This window comes from Marseilla massiliensis (genome assembly GCF_016899955.1).
Taxonomy (GTDB): Bacteria; Bacteroidota; Bacteroidia; order Bacteroidales; family Bacteroidaceae; genus Prevotella; species Prevotella intestinigallinarum.
Window position 1 is genome coordinate 95200 of record NZ_JACJJL010000001.1, and the last position, 18368, is coordinate 113567.

Annotated in this window: 19 protein-coding genes; 9 read left to right on the top strand and 10 right to left on the bottom strand. The window is 59.3% G+C overall.

The features are described 5' to 3' along the window. Positions 1 to 51: 51 nt before the first annotated feature. The 3 genes from H6B30_RS00375 (at position 52) to H6B30_RS00385 (ending at position 2676) form a co-directional block, all read left to right on the top strand. Positions 52 to 1284: a M16 family metallopeptidase gene (locus H6B30_RS00375; RefSeq protein WP_205106780.1), complete on the top strand. Its 1233-nt coding sequence runs from the start codon at positions 52 to 54 to the stop codon at positions 1282 to 1284. A gap of 471 nt (positions 1285 to 1755) precedes the next feature. After that, the gene (locus H6B30_RS00380) at positions 1756 to 2187 is read left to right on the top strand and encodes a hypothetical protein (RefSeq protein WP_205106782.1); all 432 of its coding nucleotides are present in this window, start codon (positions 1756 to 1758) and stop codon (positions 2185 to 2187) included. A 54-nt stretch (positions 2188 to 2241) separates the two neighbouring features. Beyond that, positions 2242 to 2676, top strand: a complete 435-nt coding sequence (locus H6B30_RS00385; protein ID WP_205106783.1) for a D-Ala-D-Ala carboxypeptidase family metallohydrolase — start codon at positions 2242 to 2244, stop codon at positions 2674 to 2676. Between the two features lie 16 nt (positions 2677 to 2692). On the opposite strand, the gene H6B30_RS00390 is transcribed toward H6B30_RS00385, so the two are convergent. After that, a complete protein-coding gene (locus H6B30_RS00390; RefSeq protein ID WP_205106785.1) occupies positions 2693 to 3568 on the bottom strand; it encodes a mechanosensitive ion channel family protein in 876 nt (291 codons plus the stop codon). 281 nt (positions 3569 to 3849) lie between these two features. On the opposite strand from H6B30_RS00390, the gene H6B30_RS00395 reads away from it, so the two are divergent. The 5 genes from H6B30_RS00395 (at position 3850) to ybeY (ending at position 6824) form a co-directional block, all read left to right on the top strand. Continuing rightward, positions 3850 to 4296 (top strand): HU family DNA-binding protein, encoded by a 447-nt coding sequence (locus H6B30_RS00395; protein WP_205106787.1) that lies wholly within the window; start codon positions 3850 to 3852, stop codon positions 4294 to 4296. 68 nt (positions 4297 to 4364) lie between these two features. After that, positions 4365 to 4466, top strand: a complete 102-nt coding sequence (locus H6B30_RS00400) for a smalltalk protein (RefSeq protein ID WP_205106789.1) — start codon at positions 4365 to 4367, stop codon at positions 4464 to 4466. Between the two features lie 211 nt (positions 4467 to 4677). Next, positions 4678 to 5721, top strand: coding sequence for a Holliday junction branch migration DNA helicase RuvB (ruvB, locus tag H6B30_RS00405; protein WP_205106791.1), 1044 nt, complete (start codon positions 4678 to 4680; stop codon positions 5719 to 5721). Between the two features lie 201 nt (positions 5722 to 5922). Continuing rightward, entirely contained in the window at positions 5923 to 6405 is a 483-nt protein-coding gene (coaD, locus tag H6B30_RS00410; RefSeq protein WP_205106793.1) for a pantetheine-phosphate adenylyltransferase, read from the top strand. Positions 6406 to 6410: 5 nt separating this feature from the next. Next, on the top strand, positions 6411 to 6824 hold the full coding sequence (gene ybeY, locus H6B30_RS00415) for an rRNA maturation RNase YbeY (RefSeq protein ID WP_205106795.1): 414 nt from the start codon (positions 6411 to 6413) through the stop codon (positions 6822 to 6824). Between the two features lie 140 nt (positions 6825 to 6964). On the opposite strand, the gene H6B30_RS00420 is transcribed toward ybeY, so the two are convergent. The 5 genes from H6B30_RS00420 to H6B30_RS00440 all read right to left on the bottom strand — a co-directional run bounded on the left by H6B30_RS00420 (position 6965) and on the right by H6B30_RS00440 (position 13303). After that, positions 6965 to 7702 (bottom strand): hypothetical protein, encoded by a 738-nt coding sequence (locus H6B30_RS00420; protein ID WP_205106797.1) that lies wholly within the window; start codon positions 7700 to 7702, stop codon positions 6965 to 6967. A 332-nt stretch (positions 7703 to 8034) separates the two neighbouring features. Beyond that, positions 8035 to 9618 (bottom strand): S41 family peptidase, encoded by a 1584-nt coding sequence (locus tag H6B30_RS00425; protein WP_205106799.1) that lies wholly within the window; start codon positions 9616 to 9618, stop codon positions 8035 to 8037. 287 nt (positions 9619 to 9905) lie between these two features. After that, positions 9906 to 11876 (bottom strand): DNA topoisomerase IV subunit B, encoded by a 1971-nt coding sequence (locus H6B30_RS00430; RefSeq protein ID WP_205106801.1) that lies wholly within the window; start codon positions 11874 to 11876, stop codon positions 9906 to 9908. Positions 11877 to 11885: 9 nt separating this feature from the next. Continuing rightward, on the bottom strand, positions 11886 to 12161 hold the full coding sequence (locus H6B30_RS00435) for a hypothetical protein (protein WP_205106803.1): 276 nt from the start codon (positions 12159 to 12161) through the stop codon (positions 11886 to 11888). Beyond that, positions 12158 to 13303 carry an N-acetyltransferase gene (locus tag H6B30_RS00440; RefSeq protein WP_205106805.1) on the bottom strand — a complete coding sequence of 382 codons (1146 nt, stop codon included), beginning with the start codon at positions 13301 to 13303 and terminating at the stop codon, positions 12158 to 12160. Before H6B30_RS00440 ends, H6B30_RS00435 begins: the two co-directional genes overlap by 4 nt. A 183-nt stretch (positions 13304 to 13486) precedes the next feature. Here H6B30_RS00440 and H6B30_RS00445 point away from each other — a divergent pair, with 183 nt between their 5' ends. Further along, on the top strand, positions 13487 to 14572 hold the full coding sequence (locus tag H6B30_RS00445) for an OmpA family protein (RefSeq protein ID WP_205106807.1): 1086 nt from the start codon (positions 13487 to 13489) through the stop codon (positions 14570 to 14572). A 24-nt stretch (positions 14573 to 14596) separates the two neighbouring features. Here the strand turns inward: H6B30_RS00445 and H6B30_RS00450 are convergent, their stop codons facing one another. From H6B30_RS00450 to H6B30_RS00465, 4 genes are all read right to left on the bottom strand, one after another. Next, positions 14597 to 15805 carry a THUMP-like domain-containing protein gene (locus H6B30_RS00450; RefSeq protein WP_205106809.1) on the bottom strand — a complete coding sequence of 403 codons (1209 nt, stop codon included), beginning with the start codon at positions 15803 to 15805 and terminating at the stop codon, positions 14597 to 14599. 111 nt (positions 15806 to 15916) lie between these two features. Next, a complete protein-coding gene (locus H6B30_RS00455; RefSeq protein ID WP_205106811.1) occupies positions 15917 to 16474 on the bottom strand; it encodes a four helix bundle suffix domain-containing protein in 558 nt (185 codons plus the stop codon). Continuing rightward, positions 16437 to 16766, bottom strand: a complete 330-nt coding sequence (locus H6B30_RS00460) for a hypothetical protein (RefSeq protein ID WP_205106813.1) — start codon at positions 16764 to 16766, stop codon at positions 16437 to 16439. Before H6B30_RS00460 ends, H6B30_RS00455 begins: the two co-directional genes overlap by 38 nt. 5 nt (positions 16767 to 16771) lie before the next feature. Then, positions 16772 to 18103: an MATE family efflux transporter gene (locus H6B30_RS00465; protein WP_205107123.1), complete on the bottom strand. Its 1332-nt coding sequence runs from the start codon at positions 18101 to 18103 to the stop codon at positions 16772 to 16774. Between the last annotated feature and the right edge of the window lie 265 nt (positions 18104 to 18368).

Sequence of the window (18368 nt, forward strand, 5' to 3'; positions counted from 1 at the left end):
CATGCCGCCAACTTCGCCCTGTCGGGATTTTGCTGTATCTTTGCCGCCATTATGGAATACAACACGCTCACGCTGCCCAACGGGCTGCGCATCATACACCTGCCGTCGGCGTCGCCGGTGGTCTACTGCGGCTACTGCATCGCGGCCGGCACGCGCGACGAGGGCCCAGGCCAAGAGGGCATGGCCCACTTCTGCGAGCACACCACGTTCAAGGGCACCGCACGGCGCAGGTCGTGGCACATCATCAACTGCCTCGAAAGCGTGGGGGGCGACCTCAACGCCTTCACCACCAAGGAAGACACCGTCTACCACGCCGCAATCCTGCGCGACCACTTCCCAAGGGCCGTCGACCTGCTCACCGACATCGTCTTCCACAGCCGATACCCGCAGCAGGAGGTGGAGAAGGAAATCGAGGTGATATGCGACGAGATTGAGAGCTACAACGACTCGCCGGCCGAGCTCATATACGACGAGTTCGACAGCCGACTCTTCGCTGGCCACCCGCTCGGCCACAACATACTGGGACGGGCCGAGAGGCTGCGCACGTTCACACCGGCCGACGCGCTCGCTTTCACGGCAAGGCTGTACAGGCCCGACAACGCCGTGTTCTTCGCATATGGCGACATCGACTTCCGCAGGGCGGCGCGGCTACTCCAGAAGGCCACGGCCGACTTCCCCCCGGCGGCGCCACGGGGGCCAAGGCCGTCGGGGCCAATGCCTGCCTACACACCCGGCGAGACCACGGCCGACAGGGCCACCCACCAGGCCCACGTCATGATTGGCACAAGGGCCTACAGCGCCCACGACGACAGGCGCATGGCCCTCTACCTGCTCAACAACATGCTCGGCGGACCGGGCATGAACGCAAGGCTCAACATAGCCCTGCGCGAGCGCAACGGACTGGTATACACCGTCGACAGCTCAATGGTGAGCTACTCCGACACCGGCTCGTGGTGCATCTACTTCGGGTGCGACACCCACGACGTGCAGCGTTGCCGCCGCCTGGTAAGGCGGGAGCTCGACCGAATGATGCAGAAGCCACTCACCCCGACACAGCTCGCCGCCGCCAAGAAGCAGATAAAAGGGCAGATAGCCGTGGCATGCGACAGCCGCGAGAGCTTCGCCCTCGACTTCGCCAAGGGCTACCTCCACTACGGCCGCGAGAAAGACCCCGCCGAGCTCTTCGCCATGATCGACGCCATCACGCCAGCCGCCATACAGCAAGTGGCCCAAGAGCTCTTCGCCCCCGACCGCCTCACCACCCTGATCTACGGCAAGCCCTGACAGAAACGCCGGCAGCCGGGAAGGCCCCAACACCCCTCCCGGCTGCCAACCGCCCACTCAGCCAAATCGAAAGTGTTCTCCCAGTTCTCCCAGCACTCCCAGCTCTCCCAGCTCTCCCAGCTCTCCCAGCTCTCTCAGCTATCCCAGCTCTCCCAGCACTCCCAGCTCTCTCAGCTCTCTTAGCTCTCCCAGCTCTCCCAGCCCTCCCAGTCCTCCCAGCCCTTTCTCTCTCGATGCCTGTCCGTGGTAGTGCCAACTGCAATATATTTATAGAAATATATTGCAGTTGGCACTTACCTACAGGTATCTGGCTCGCCCTCAGCATTGCCACCATGCTCCATCCATCCGTTAACCATCTTTAACCGCCGCCGCCATCGTGAACCATTTGTGCATAGCCGTCCCCTACCTTTGCACCACGACACCGGGGGCGCCGCAGCCCCCACTGTAATTAACCCAAAATCAACGCAAGAAATGGAAAAAATCTATTACCAGCCGCGGCCATGCCAGGCCGCCATTGAAAGACACATGGCCCAAGAGGCCCGACTGACCAGGGAGGCGCGCCGCATCATGGCCGCCGACCTGGCCATGCTGCTCACAGGGACACACACCGGGGCGGCACGTTGCGAGGCCTCGGTGACCGACCTCATGGAGGCCGCCCACAACGCATACAGCGAGGGATGCCTGCGCCATGCCGACGGGCAGCCGCTCACCTTCAGGCAGATTGTCGAGCTGACATGCCGGCGCATGGGCATCGGCGTGCCGAGAAACCCCAGGAGCAGGGCCGCCAGGGCTGCCATGCGCAAGGGCATGAGGGGCAACTCGCTGCTCGAGTGCTACAGGCTGTGGCTGGCGGCCGGCGCCGACGGCAAAACGGGCCTCAGGAGACTGCAATACAGCCTCTGACGCCATGCAATACTTACCAAACCGACAAGCAAAACAATGATTGGGGAAAAAGCCATGGAAGACAACAAAATGCTGAGCGAGCATTTCTCGCTCGAAGAGATGACACGCTCGGGAGTGGCCATCAGGATGAGGATAGACAACAACCCCGACGAAGAGCAGGTGGAAAACATGAGGCAACTGTGCCGCAACGTGCTCGAACCCGTCAGGCGCCGGTTCGGCGTGACCCGAATCACCAGCGGATTCAGGAGCCAGGCCCTCAACGCCGCCGTGGGCGGGGCGCCCGACTCGCAGCACCTCCGTGGCGAGGCCGCCGACCTGCACATATCCAACATGGAGGTGGGGCGCAAGGTGTTCGACTTCATCAGGCTGCACACCGACTTCGACCAGCTGCTCTTCGAGCGCAGGATCAAGGGGGGATACTGGTGGCTGCACGTGTCGTTCACCACCCGGCGGCCCAACCGCCACCAGGCGATGCTCGACTGGCGGTGAGAACGGGCCAGGGGCGTCAGCCCTCGGCCTTCACCACGTTGAGGTAGGGATAGGGTATCTCGATGCCCTCGCGGTCAAAGCGCTCCTTGACCGACTTGAGCAGGTCGCACTTCATCGTGAACGCACCGCCGGGGGTGGCCGCCCAGGCCCAGGCCCTAAGCGTGATGGCCGAGTCGCCCAGGGCCATCACCCTGACCACCACCTGGGGCATGCCGGCCTTGCGGTCGGCCTCGCTGCGGTGGTCGGTTATCAGGGGGTGGCGCAGGGCCTCGTCGGCCATCAGCGCCATGGCGCGGTCAAGGTCGGTGCTGTAGGACACGCCCACCTCGACAAAGGCGCACGTGTCGGTCTCGCCATACGACGAGTTGACCACGGTGCTCGAGTTCATCTTGCTGTTGGGGATGAGTATCATGCGGTTCTCGGCGTTGCGTATCACCGTGTGGCGAAGCGTTATCTCGACCACCGTGCCGGTAACTATGTCGTCGACCATCACGAAGTCGCCTACCTTGAACGGGCGCGAGAAGATGATGAACAGGCCGCCAACGATGTTCGACAGGGCGTCCTGCGAGGCCAGGCCCACGGCCATGGCGCCGATGCCGGCACTGGCCAGTATCGAGTTGCTCACCTTCTCCATGCCCGGTATGAGCGACAGCACGGCAGCCGTGCCTATGATGTAGACCACGGCCACCACTATCTGCCTCACGAAACCGGCCTTGGTCTCGTCGATGGCCAGCTTGCCCTGGCGCCTGAGCGAGCGGCGGAAAAGGTACTTGATGAAGGCCGTCACGGCGCGCACAAACAGGTAGATGACGGCTGCCTTAAGGCAGAACATGGCCACCCAGCGCAGCGAGAGGCCGAAGACGGTGGTGTCGAGGATTTCGTTCAGGTTCATTTCTTTGCTTCATTTAGCGCAGGCGCAACATTGCGTGCGGATGCAAAGGTAATAAAACTTCTGCACAAGCGGGCATGGCGGGGGCGCCTTTTTTACGCGCTGTTCCGCTACGGGAGTGCCTGCCGGGCGCGCGGGGCAGGCCCAAAGGGGGATGTACCCCCAATTGTACCCCGCGGGGCTATTGACAGGGCGGTGCCCGCGACGTATCTTTGCAATGTCATCCGGCCGGTGGCAGCATAACTTTAATAATCAACAAAAAACAAAAGAAAGGAAACAAGACTATGGCAGTACAGTACAAACTTTACCAGAACAACAACTCCAGGAGCAAGCAGTTCGGGAAATGGTATGCCAGGGCGGTGATGGTCGACACGGTCGACACCAACAGGCTGGCCGAGCAGATAGAGGCCAACTGCACGGTGAAGCGGGCCGACGTGCTCGCGGTGCTCAGCGAACTGGTGGTGGTCATGAAGCAGGAACTGCAGAGCTCGAAGAGGGTGAAGCTCGACCACTTCGGAACGTTCAAGCTCGGGCTGGCCACGGGGCCGAGCCCCTCGGCCAAGGAGTTCACCGCGGCGCAGAACGTGAAGGACATACACGTGCTCTTCCAGCCCGAACTGCACATCGACAAGAACGGCAGGCGCACGAAGTCGTTCATCGACGGGTGCAAGGTGTCGGAGCTGCCGGGCGGCAACGCCAAGGACGGAGGCGACGCCAAGGCCGACGAGTGACGACGGGCGCACGTGGCACAGCATCTTCAACCAACTGTAACAACTAAAGGGGAAAGGAGGCATTATACATGAAAAACAACACCTGGCAAACAGTCATCAAGGTGATCATCGCCGTGGCCTCGGCTCTGCTCGGAGCACTGGGAGCCACCGCCGCAAAGGCGGCATTCTGATACCGGGGCTGCCCGAGGCAGCCTGACCAACAGGAAAACGCAGGCCCCCGCCGCGAAGCGACCGCTGCACTCTCGTGCACGGAGCGCCCGCGGCGGGGGCCGCCCGCTTGGGCCACGGGCATGCAAAAAACTCACTTTTGAAGCCGGCAAAGGCGCGTATCTCGGAAAATATTTGTAAGTTTGCACACCGATAAGCAAACCACTACATACAATGGACGCAGACTTTGACATAAGGCAGGAGCATGTCTCGGCAGCCGAGCGCGAGTTTGAGAACGCCCTGCGCCCGCTGCGCTTCGGCGACTTCAGCGGGCAGCAGAAGGTGGTCGAAAACCTCGAGGTGTTCGTAGAGGCAGCCAAGTACCGCGGCGAACCGCTCGACCACACGCTGCTGCACGGGCCGCCGGGACTCGGCAAGACCACACTGAGCAACATCATCGCCAACGAGCTCGGGGTGGGATTCAAGATTACCAGCGGGCCGGTGCTCGACAAGCCCGGCGACCTGGCCGGCATACTCACCTCGCTCGAGCGCAACGACGTGCTCTTCATCGACGAGATACACCGGCTCTCGCCAGTGGTCGAAGAATACCTCTACTCGGCCATGGAAGACTACCGCATAGACATCATGATCGACAAGGGGCCCTCGGCACGGTCGATACAGATAGACCTCAACCCGTTCACCCTCGTGGGGGCAACCACGCGCAGCGGACTGCTCACCGCGCCGCTCAGGGCACGCTTCGGCATCAACCTGCACCTGGAGTACTACGAGCCCGACACGCTCATGAAGATACTCAAGCGGTCGGCAGGCATACTCAACGTGCCCATAGACGACGAGGCCGCCATGGAGATAGCGCGACGCAGCCGCGGAACGCCACGAATAGCCAACGCCCTGCTCAGGAGGGTGCGCGACTTCGCGCAGGTGAAGGGCAACGGGCGCATAGACATCGACATAACCACGCTGTCGCTCTCGGCACTCAACATCGACAGCTTCGGCCTCGACGAGACCGACAACAAGATTCTGCTGGCCATCATCGACAAGTTCAAGGGAGGCCCCGTAGGGGTGTCAACCATAGCCACCGCCATAGGCGAAGACTCCGGCACGGTGGAAGAGGTATACGAGCCATTCCTCATCATGGAGGGATTCATCAAACGGACGCCCCGGGGGCGCATGGCCACCGAACTGGCCTACCGCCACTTCGGGCGCAACCCCTACTCCGGCAACATAATGCAGCAATCGCTGTTCGACGACAAAATTTAAATTAAGGATTAAGTGCTAAGGATGAAGGATAAAAAATGAAAAATTAAAGGTAAGGGGCGAAATCCGCTCTGGCCAATAGTCGCAGCCACAGGCTGTGCCCCAAAGCCCCCAGCTCTCCCAGTCCTCCCAGACCTCCCAGAGCTCCCAAAGCTCCCAGCTCTCCCAGCTCTCCCAGCCCTCCCCTCAAAAAACCATCCAACAATGAAAATAGGAATATTCGTAGGCAGCTTCGACCCATTCACCACCGGCCACCACGCCATCGTCCGCAGGGCCCTGCCCCTGTTCGACAAGATAGTCATCGGCGTCGGCATCAACGAGCGAAAGAAATACATGTACAGCACCCGGGTGAGGCTCCAGCATATAGAGGCCCTCTACGCCTCAGAGCCAAAGATAGAAGTAAAGTCATACAACGACCTCACCATCGACTTCGCCGGTCGCGAGGGAGCCCAGTTCATCATCAAGGGCGTGCGAAGCATCAAAGACTTCGAGTACGAGCGCGAGCAAGCCGACATCAACCGAAAGATAGGCGGTGTAGACACCATACTGCTCTACGCCGAGCCACAATACGAGAGCGTGTCGTCGAGCATGGTACGCGAACTGATACACTTCGGCAAAGACGCAAGCGAGTTCATACCCGTCCCGCCCCAAGAGCAGCACACCCCCAGGCAAGCAACATCAAAGTAACGATTATGATAACATACAACGCAGACGGCGTCAAGATGCCGTCAATAAAGAAACGAGAGACCACGGCATGGATAAAAGCCGTGGCCGGGCTATACGGCCGTCGCGTGGGCGAGATAGGCTACATGTTCGTCGGCGACGAGAAGATGCTCGAGGTCAACCGCGAGTACCTCGGCCACGACTACTACACCGACATCATCACATTCGACTACGACGAGGGCGACCGCATCAACGGCGACATCGTCATCAGCCTCGACACCGTAAGGTCAAACGCCGAGCTCTTCGGCAAGGAATACTCCGACGAGCTCCACCGCGTCATCATTCACGGCATCCTCCACCTCTGCGGCATCAACGACAAAGGCCCCGGCGAGCGCGAACAGATGGAGGCCGCCGAAAACCAAGCACTGGCCATGCTCAAATAGTCCACACCGGAAGCCCAGCCGGGCTTCCGGCCAACAGCCCAGCTCTCCCAGTCCTCCCAGCTCTCCCAGAAAAAAATCCGCCCCGGCCGCCCTCGATAGAGTGGCGGCCGGGGCGGAACCCCCGGGCTTGCTTCAGCCCATCACTTCACAATCACCTTCTTGGCAGAGCCGTCGGCATACTTCACAATGTTCAGGCCCTTCTGCGGCACATCCCTGCGGCGTCCGTCGAGCGAGTAGTAAGCCTCAGCCTCCTGCTTACCGGCAGGGGCCACGCCGGAGATGCCGGCGTTAGTGCCGTCGTTGTGGAATATGATGTCCACCTTCGGGCCCATGGCCACAAGCTCATAGCCATAGATGGGGTAGCCGCCCACCTCGCCGGTCTGCACCTGGCGCATGGTCTTGAGCTGCAACGTGGCCTTGCATACACCGGTAACCTCGGTATTGCCATTGGCCGGCCTTATCACCCACTCCGTCAGCATGTCCTTCGTTGACCCGGCAGACACAATGCCGGCATCGGTGCTCAGCACATCGGTCACACCGCTTGATGCCTGGCACTGAGAGGGGAAGCATATCTGGAAAGTGCCACCGTCTATCTGTGTCACCTGATAGTCTACGGCACAATATACATCTCCCTCGGCAGTATTCTTCACCGACAGGCCGGAAAGCACCATCGTGCCCTGGTCTATGGGGTCAAGCCCCGGGATATTTATCAAGCTGTCGTGCTTCTCATACACCTCCCATGTTGTTCCGTCGGCCACCACAGCCCCGTCCTCGTCAACAAACTGGAAAACGTTTTCGGTCGGGGTGTAATCGCTCTGCGCAAAGGCCATCACACTGCCCATGATGGCTGCAGCACACAAAGTAAACAGTTTCTTCATAATGCTCTAACAAGTTTTGTTATTAATGTTTGATGTTCTCTCTTTTCTTATCTTACCCAATGGTTGTGTCCAAATATGAACCAAAACATTGCACTTTGTCACAAAAACAGGGCAAATTTATGAAAATAGCAGTAAAAGAGAACACATACAAGCGTTTTTTTATGTTTATTTAACCGCTGTGCCGCGCGCTGTGGCACAGCCCGCGCCAACCCGGGCGACAACAGCCGGGCCTGCGGCCCAATGCCCACAACAAAAAACAGCCGGTCGACGTACGCGCGGTGAAAAACACCTGTGCGTACGTCGACCGGCTGTGAAACCCGGCACGACAGCCGTCAGTCATCCTCCTTTTCCAGCAGCCTGACGGCCTCGAGCACGATGGGGTTCTGCTCGTTCATCACTGCGAAATACTCGCTCATGGTCCACAGGTCGCGAGCCACGAGCGCCTTGAGCTGCAGCCTAAGGTATGGCAGCGTGCGCTCCAGCTCGGCCGTGTCCTTGGGCTCGATGCCCTGGCGGCGCCCCTGGCTGATGATGCTGTCGGTGAGGGCACCGGGCACGGCATACGACTTGTTGAAGGCGGCAAACGTCTTGTAGGCAGACTTCAGCGACTTGCGGTGGCGGTCTACATAGTGCAGGTATGCGTTGAGCACTATGCTCTTGGCCGAGAGCTCGCGGTGCAGGCGTGTGTAAACGGTGGTGTCGAGCGGTACGAAGAGGTCGGGCATGATGCCGCCCCCGCCATACACGGTGCGGTGGCGGCGGAGGGTGTAGCACTTGAGCGAGTCGGCAAAGTGTATGCTGTCGGCGTTTGTCAGCTCGCCGTGCTTCAGGCGGTTGTAAACGTCCATGGCGTAGTCCTTGGCGTCGCCCTTCACGTAGGGCTTCTGTATGCACCGGCCGGCCGGCGTGTAGTAGTGGGCCACGGTGAGGCGTATCATCGAACCGTCGGGCAGGTCGATGGGGCGCTGCACGAGGCCCTTGCCGAAGGTGCGGCGGCCCACCACGGTGCCGCGGTCCTGGTCTTGCAGCGCTCCGGTGACAATCTCGGCCGCCGAGGCCGTGTACTCGTTGACCAGGGCCACCACGCGGCCGCTGGTGAAACTGCCGTCGCCCTTGGCCTTGTAGTCTACGCGGGGGGCCGCGCGGCCGGAGGTGTAGACGATGAGGTCGCCCTTGGCCAGGAACTCGTTGGCCACGTCGACGGCTGCCTGCAGGTAGCCGCCGCCGTTGTCCTGCAAGTCGAGCACGAGGCTCTCCATGCCTTCCTTGCGCAGCCGCTGCATGGCCGAGGTGAGCTCGGCGTGGGTGGTGGCGCCGAAGCTGCCTATGCGCACATACCCCACACCGGGACGTATGATGTAGGCGGCGTCGATGGTCTCGACGGGTATCTTGTCGCGGGTGACGGTGAACGACAGCCGGCCGGAGATGCCGCGCCTTGTCACGCCGAGGCGCACCTGTGTGCCCTTGGGGCCGCGCAGGCGCTTCATTATTTCCTCGCGGGGCATCTTGACGCCTGCTATGGCGGTGTCGTTGACTGTCACGATGCGGTCGCCGGCAACGATGCCCACGCGCTCCGAAGGCCCTCCGCTGACGGGCTGGATGACGAGCAGGGTGTCTTCTATCATGTTGAACTGAACGCCTATGCCCTCGAAGTTGCCGGCCAGCGGTTCGTTGAGTGCCTTCACTTCCTTGGCCGTGGAGTATGATGAGTGGGGGTCCAGCTTTTCTATCATGCCTCGTATGCCGTCTTCTACGAGCTTATGCTCGTCGACGCTGTCTACGTATAGGCTGTTGATGGCTACCTCGGCTATCTGTAGCTTGCGCATAGGGCTGTCGGGCCCCATGTTTATCCGCAACTGGGCCGAGGCAAGAGATGGCAACAGCAGTGCGGCGGCTATTATCTTTGATGGTTTCATTGGTTTCGTTTTAAGGAGTCAGAAGGAGGTGTTTTGGAGTTAGAAGGAGTTATTTGGGGAGTTAGAAGGAGTTAGAAGGAGTTATTTTGGAGTTAAGGAGTCAGGGAGTTAAGGAGTTAAGACAATAGTTTCGACTTATGGCCGCAACTATCCGCCGGCACGGCTTCCTCCCCTTTTCCCCCTTAATCATTAATACTCAATACTTCCCATTATCTTCCCCTTAATCATTAATACTTAATACTTCCCATCACCTTCCCCTTAATCCTTAATCATTAATAACTTAATACTTAATCCTCTTCCTCCGGGCGGTCTTCCTCTATTACAAGGTTCTCTATGATAAAGTTCTGGCGCTCGGGCGTGTTCTTGCCCATGTAATATTCAAGCAGCTTCTGCACTTGGTCTGTCTTGTGCAGAGTGACCTGCTCGAGGCGCATGTCGGGCCCGATGAAGTGCTTGAACTCGTCGGGCGATATTTCGCCAAGACCCTTGAAGCGGGTTATCTCCGGGTCGGGGCCAAGGTCGGCAATGGCGCGCACCCGCTCGTCTTCAGTGTAGCAGTAGCGGGTGATGAAGTCTGTCTTCTTGCCAGCGTCGGCCCTGGCGTCGGCAGCGGCCACCACGGCGCGGTTCTTTATCTTGGTGCGCCTGTTGCGCACGCGGAACAGCGGTGTCTGGAGCACGTAGACATGGCCTTTCTTTATCAGGTCGGGGAAAAACTGCAGGAAGAAGGTGATGATGAGCAACCGTATGTGCATGCCGTCGACGTCGGCGTCGGTGGCCACAATCACCTTGTTGTAGCGCAGCGTGTCAAGGCCGTCCTCGATGTCGAGCGCGGCCTGCAGCAGGTTGAACTCCTCGTTTTCGTAAACCACCTTCTTGGTGAGCCCGAACGAGTTGAGGGGCTTGCCGCGCAGCGAGAACACGGCCTGGGTGTTTACGTCGCGGCTCTTGGTGATGCTCCCGCTGGCCGAGTCGCCCTCGGTGATGAAGATGCAGCTCTCCTCCTTGCGGTCGTTCTTGGCGTCGCTGAAGTGTATGCGGCAGTCGCGCAGCTTGCGGTTGTGCAGGTTGGCCTTCTTGGCCCTCTCCCTGGCCAGCTTGGTCACCCCGGCCATGGCCTTGCGCTCTTTCTCGCTCTCCTGTATCTTCTGAAGCATGGCGTCGGCCACGTCGGCGTGCTTGTGCAGGTAGTTGTCCACCTCGGTCTTCACGAAGTCGCCCACATACTTGTTTATGCTCACCCCGCCGCCCGGCGCCATGGTGAGCGAACCGAGCTTTATCTTTGTCTGGCTCTCAAACATGGGCTCCTCCACGTTGATGGCTATGGCGGCCACGAGCCCGTTGCGTATGTCGGTGTACTCGAAGTTCTTGCCGTAGAACTCCTTGATGGTGCGGGCAATGTGTTCCTTGAACGCGCTCTGGTGGGTGCCTCCCTGCGTGGTGTGCTGTCCGTTGACAAACGAGTGGTACTCCTCGCCATACTGGTTGGTGTGGGTGAAGGCAATCTCGATGTCCTCGCCCGTCAGGTGTATGATGGGGTATATGCCGTCGGTGGTCATGGTGTCGTTGAGCAGGTCCTTGAGGCCGTGGCGGCTGAGTATGCGGCGGCCATTGTGCATTATTGCCAGCCCGGTGTTCAGGTATGTGTAGTTGCGGAGCATCGTCTCCACGATGTCGGCGTGGAAGGAGTAGCCCGTGAACAGTGTGGCGTCAGGCTCGAAGAATATGTACGTGCCGTTCTCGTCGGTACTGTCCTCGGTGGAGTCTGAGGTGAGCACGCCACGCTCAAACGTGGCCCGGCGCACCTTTCCGTCGCGGTACGACCTCACCTCGAAGCGCGAGCTGAGCGCGTTGACGGCCTTGACGCCCACGCCGTTTAGCCCCACGCTCTTCTTGAAAGCCTTGGAGTCATACTTGCCGCCGGTGTTGAGCACGCTGACGGCCTCGATGAGCTTGCCCTGCGGTATGCCGCGGCCGTAGTCGCGCACGCTGACGCGGAGGTTGTCTTCGATGTCAACCTCTATGCGGTCGCCGGCGTGCATCTTGAACTCGTCGATGGAGTTGTCGATGACTTCCTTGAGCAGCACATAGATGCCGTCCTCGGGCAGCGAGCCGTCGCCAAGCCGCCCTATATACATGCCCGGCCTTGTCCTCACATGCTCCATGTCGGACAGGTGGCGTATGTTGTCGTCTGTGTATTCCACGGGCTGTTGCCCGCCATTTCCAATGATGTCTGTGTTTATGTCGTTTTCATTCATGCTTGCTGGTTATTTGATAGAGAAGGCTAATTGATGGGAGGACTGGGAGAGCTGGGAAGACTGAGAGTTCTGAGAGAGCTGGGAGTGCTGAGAGAGCTGGGAGTGCTGAGAGAGCTGTTTACGCCGCTCAATCTGTTTCAGAGCTCCCAGAACTCCCAAAACTCCCAGGGCTCTCAGAACTCCCAGGGCTCCCAGAACTCCCAGCCCTCTCAGAACTCTCAGAACTCCCAGAACTCCCAAAGCCCCCAGCCCTCCCAGAACTCCCAGAACTCCCAGTCCTCTCACAATCCCTTCCTATAGCACCTCCGGCGCTTGTGCTGCACCTTGTCCAGATACTGCCACTGGCTCTGCACGTTCTCGTTGGTCTCCATCTCCACCTGGCTCTCGCCCCACTTGAAGCCGTACTTCCTGTACCAAGGTATCAGGTCGGCAAACATCAGGGCATTGGCCCCTTTCATGCGGTACTCAGGCAGCACGCCCATGAGCAGCAGGTCGACACCTTCGGTCTTGTGGAACTTCAGGGCCCGCAGCACGTGCCACCAGCCAAATGGCCACAGCCTGCCGTCGCGGCACTTCTGGAATGCCCTCGACAGCGACGGGATGGTGATGCCCACACCCACCAGCTTACGGTCGGCGTTCCAGTCTTCCACCAGGGTGATGAGGTTGAGGTCGGCCATGGGCAGGTACATGTCCACATACTGGTCTATCTGCCTCGGGGTGAGCTGCGAGTAACCGTAAAGGTCCTTGAATGTCTCGTTTATCACCTCGAATATCTTCTGGCCGTAGCCCTCGCGCAGCACCTCGCGGCGGGTGAGCTTCTTCACGTGCAGGTTGTAGCGCTGCTCAACCATACGGGCCACCTTGGTGTACTTGTCGGGTATCTCGTCGGGCACGAACATCTTGAACTCCACGTAGTCGTTGTCCTTCTCCCATCCGCCCATGGACTCGATGTGCTGCGGGTAGTAGGGGTAGTTGTATATGGTGGCCTGGGTGCCCAGCTGGTCGAAGCCTTCGGTCAGCATGCCCTCGGGGTCCATGTCGGTGAAGCCCAGCGGGCCCACTATCTCGGTCATGCCCCTCTCGCGGCCCCAGTCTTCGACAGCCTTCAACAGGGCCGACGACACCTCGCGGTCGTCGACGAAGTCAATCCAGCCGAAGCGCACGCTCTTGCGCTGCCAGCGCTCGTTGGCGCGGTTGTTGACGATGGCTGCCACGCGGCCCGCCACGCGACCGTCTTTGTAGGCCAGGAAATAGTCTGCCTCGCAGAAGTCGAAAGCGGCGTTCTTGTCCCTCGACAGGGTGCGCAGCTCGTCGCTCCTAAGGTTGGGTACATCATAAGGGTCGCCCCGGTACAGGTCATAGTGAAACTGGATGAATTCCTCGAGGCCCTTGCGGTCGGCCACTTTTACAATTCTTACTGATGACATTTTGAAAGCAATGTTTACTTTTAAAACACGTGGCGCATGGGGAAGCTTGACGATTCCGCCGCGCCCACTGCAAAGGTAGGCATAAAAATCAAAAAGAGAAAGAAATATTTGGAAATTTCAACATTTTAGAGTATTTTTGTAGCCAAACAAGACGATTGCGAAACAACATCAAAATTTGGGACAATGAATAACAAGACTATGTTCGCGCTTGCTCTTGGCTTGCTCTTATCCGCACCGGCAATGGCGCAGGACAACGGCAACGAAGGGCTGAAATCCTACAATTTCGTGGAGGCGCAGGGCGGCATGCAGTTCACGCCCACCGATGCAAAGAACAGCAAGTTGATAACGCCGATGACATCGCTGTCGTTCGGAAGGTTTTTCGCCCCTGCCGTGGGAGCCAGGCTGCACGTGAGCGGATGGCAGGGCAAGAGCGGGTTCGAGAGGGCCGGGCTGAGCTCTTACTACAAGTGGAACTACATTACCACCGACATCGACCTGATGCTTAACCTCAACAAGCTTTTCAGCAAGAAAAACCACGCCGTCAACGCCATGCTCATCGGAGGTGTCGGACTGAACACCTCGTGGGGCAACGACGAGGCTCTCAAGCTGGCCGACAACCCGGAGCTCAACATGCCATTCGCATGGGACGGCACCCGGCTGAGCCATAACATCAGGGCCGGAATAAGGATCGAGACCGACGTGACGAAACCCGTGGGCGTGTCGCTCGAGGTGACGGCAAACAGCCTCGACGACAGGTTCAACTCGAAATACAACAACAGCGACGACTGGATGATTACGGCACAACTCGGCGTAAGCTTCCGCTTCGGCCACAAGTACAACCAGCGCAAGGCTGCGCCCGAACCCGCCCCGGAGCCCAAGCCGCAGCCCACACCGGCGCCCAAGCCCCAGCCCACACCGGCACCGAAGCCAGAGCCCAAGCCCGAGACGCTGAAGGAGGAGGTGTTCTACCAGATACGCCAGTCCGACCCGGCAAAGGCTACCGAAGAGCTCAAGGCCGTGGCCGAGTTCATGAAGCGCAACCCCGAGGCCAAGGTGAGCATCACGGGATACGCCGACAAGGGAACCGGCAACGCCAGGATAAACAAGAAGTACTCGCAGGAGCGCGCCAACAAGTTCAAGGACGAACTGGTGAAGAACTATGGCATCAATGCCTCACGGATAATCACCGACGCCAAGGGCGACACCGTGCAGCCGTTTGCCGACAACGACAAGAACCGCTGCGTCATTATCATCGGCCCGGTAAAGTGACACCGGAAAGGCAACACGCTGGGGTCAGCCCCTGACCGGGGTGGCCTTTGAACACACGAGCAGGACGTGGGTCCTGTCTGCGAGGGTGGTGGCGAAGACATAAACGCCGCCACCCTCGCCCAGTTTCAGGCGGCGGCGCAACTCGGCCACAGTCAAGGGGAAGTTCCTCACAGCCACGTTGGCACGGCCGATGCCCGACAACGCCTCGCGCAACAATCGCTTGTTCATCGTCGTGGCCCGCTCTATCACGAAGCCGCGCCCCGGAAAACCGTCAACGGGCCCGCCCGACACAAACAGGTGACTGTCGCGGCCCAGGGCTCTCACACCGAAGCGGCGCTCCAACAGCCCGAAGCAACCGGCTTTCATCACCGAGGCGTTGGGCTCGTAGACCATCATGCCCCGAAGCCCATCAAGACTTGCAAAGCCGCAGGGCGTGGACGGCACGGGGCCAATCCCTGAGGCATCGAAAGCAAAGTCCGAACCGTCGTTCACGCAATGCACAGACAACCCGACGCCACAGCCCTTGCCCATCACAAGCAGCAGCTCCTTGCACTCGCCGCCCACCGACACAATGTGCACCTCGCCCACCTCGCCACCCATGTCGGCCACGGCCTTGCGCCAGTCGAGCATGGGCGACAGCTTCACCATCACACTGTCGGCCTTGGCAAGCATCGTGCCGCGCAGCGCGGCCACGTCGGGCGTGCAGTCGCTCACGGCAAAAGTGCGCCCGCCAACCGCATCACGGCGGGCAGGGTCAACATATATCAGGCCCGCCGGGCCCATGCGCTCCAGATATTCGGCGGAATCGGCGCACACCACCTCCGCCTGGCCAAGGCCCAGCAGCCCGAAATTGGCCGAGGCAATGGCACACAGCCCAGGCTGCCGCTCCACATACGTCGCCGACGCAAAGGCAGGAGCCATGAAGGCAAAATCGACGCCAAAGCCGCCGGTGAGGTCCACCAACCGCCCGCCGCCGGCCACCCTGCGTGCCACAGCAGCCTTGTATGCAGCAGCAGCCTCGCCCGAGCATTGCTCCATCGACAGGTGAGGCGGATATACAATGCCGTCAACGGCAGCCCACGACGGCAACTTGCGCCGCGCCATCTGCCGCCCGGCAATCTGGTCAAGGGCAAAAGGCATGTCCACCCCCGGATGCCGCCCGCCCTGCAAAGCCAGCCGGCGCACATCGTCACCGGCATGTTCATTGATAAATGATAAAGTTTCTTGATTCATGACAGTAGTTTATGGTTTCAGAGCTCAAAGCCCCACCATCCGGTCTCCCAGAGCTCCCAGTCCTCCCAGAGCTCCCAGCTCTCCCAGAGCTCCCAGCTCTCCCAGCACTCCTCACCCCCTCTTTCCCTTCCTGTATTCCAGTCGGGCCCGGGTCATCTGTTCCCTTATCCCCCCTTCCTCCAGGAATCGTTTCTTGGCGGTATCGATAAGCCTGGCCAGCAGATAGTCAGCCTGGTGGATGAGCACAATGGCAATGTTAGCAATAGCCCCGGGCGAGCGCCCCTCCATCCGCTCACGGTAGAAAGCCGAGTCAGGGTGCTCCCTGCACACCCTCCTCGTCTGCACAGCCTTTGGCGATTCCTTGTGCCACAGCTCAAGGTTGCGCACACGCAGATAGTCAGCATAGTCGGCCAGCAACTCCTGCAGACTGGCCTTGGCCACATTGTACAGCTTAATTTCAGTCTCTCGCGATGCCGTTGCCGCCGCACTGCCCTCCACAATGTTCTGTTTGCCGCTGCGTGCAGCCTGCAACATCTGGTCAACCGTCCGGTCTCCCCTGGAAAGATAGTGGTTTACAAAAAAGTAAGTGACATCATATATACACTCAGCCTTCTTGTAAGCTATCAGTTCCTCATAATGTCCCAACTGCGGTAAGAAAGCATTCGGCATAAGACATTGATTTCGTTAACATTAAGATTGTCAGACACAATATGCAAATATAGCCAAAATCAAGCAACAGCAAAGCTTTTTTCTTTAGAAAATACGCCCAAGCCGCAAAAACCATACAAATAAGCCAATAAAAGAAAAGCCAAGACGAATTTGCCTTGCGGCATAACGCCATAAAGCTGCATTTTGATGATGAGGTAGCCAGCACTCCCAGCTCTCCCAGTACTCCCAGTCCTCCCAGCTCTCCCAGCTCTCCCAGTCCTCCCAGCACTCCCAGCTCTCCCAGCTCTCCCATCACTCTCACCCTTCCCTCAGCCTCCTCTCAAAAGCCATCCTATAAAGCACCCCGGCGCACGTCAGGCACACCGGGAAAGCCCACCACACCCCCACCAGGCCATACCCCAGCCTTATGCCAAGAAACCAGCCAAGCGGCAGCGACACAATGAAATAAGAGAAAAAGGCAATATACATCATAGGCTTAACATGCGCCATGCCGCGCAAGGCGTTGGCAAACGTGCACTGCAACCCGTCGCCAAACTGATAAGCCATGAGCGGTATCACCGTCTGGGCCACCAGGGCACACACCTCACCACTGTCGGTGAACCAAAGGCTCAGCTGACCGCGCAACAGGAATATGGGCACAGCCACCACACAAGCAATGACAAGGATTATGCGGAAACCGGCCGACGCCGTGGCCCGCGCCGCCGACAGGTCGCCCTGCCCCCTGAAGTAACTCACGCGCACGGCCACGGCTGCCCCCATGCCGTAGTACACCATGTAGAACAGCTGCGATACCGTGAGCATCACCTGGTGGGCGGCGAGCGCCGTGGTACCTATCCAACCCACCAGTATCGCCGAGAGCGAGAATGCAGCCGACTCCATGCCCATCTGCAAGGCCAGAGGCCAACCCAGGGCGTTGACACGCCACAACAGATGCCTGTCGAGGCCGCCCGCACGGAACCCCTCGCTGTAGGCCGAACACCGCGGTGAGAAAAAGAACAGCAGGGCGAAGGCCGCGGCCATGCCCACGCGGGATACCAGCGTCGAGATGCCGGCACCGAGCAGCCCAAGCTCAGGGAACGGCCCTACACCGTATATGAGAAGCCAGTTGCCTGCAATGTTCACCACATTGCCGCCAACAAGCACGGCCATGGGGGTCTTCGTGTCACCCACGGCATCGAAAAACTGCTTGAAAGTGTTCATCCAGCACACAAAAGGGAGCGAAACCATGTTAACCAGCAGATAAGGGCGCATCAGCGGCAACAGTTCGTCGGGCTGGCCCAACAGGTGGAGCCCAAAGTAAAGGCCCGACAGCACAACAAGCAGCAGCACCGCCAGCAGCGTACTGCCCACAAGCCCGGCGCGCACCGTGGCACCTATGGCCGCCGTCTCGCCACGCCCGTGACTGTAGCCCACCAAGGGCGTCAGACCGTACGAGAAGCCCATGGCAAAGATAACGAAAAGCATGAACATGGTGTTTACAAAACTGGCTGCCGCCAGCTCTTCCATGCTGTGGTGCCCCACCATGAGCGTGTCGGCAAAACCGAGCACGATGTTGCCTATCTGCCCTACAACAATTGGCACCCCAAGCGAAATCAAAGGCGAATAATGCCTCGAGAAAGCATATTTCATCATAGCGGGCGCAAAGTTAGCACAATGACACCAAACAGGCAAGCCACTGCGCGTTTTTTAGGCTGGAAGGACAATAAAGAGCCATGGGCCAACGCCGCCACACCCATGCTTCAAGCCACAGACCGGTCGACGGCAACAGGACGAACAGTGGTGGCCGAATGCCGTTTGGAATGAAAAATCCCCGCCGCGGAACGATGTCCGCAGCGGGGAAAGCACCATATATAACTTAAAAACCCAGTCAAGAAAACCACGCCTTACCATCCTG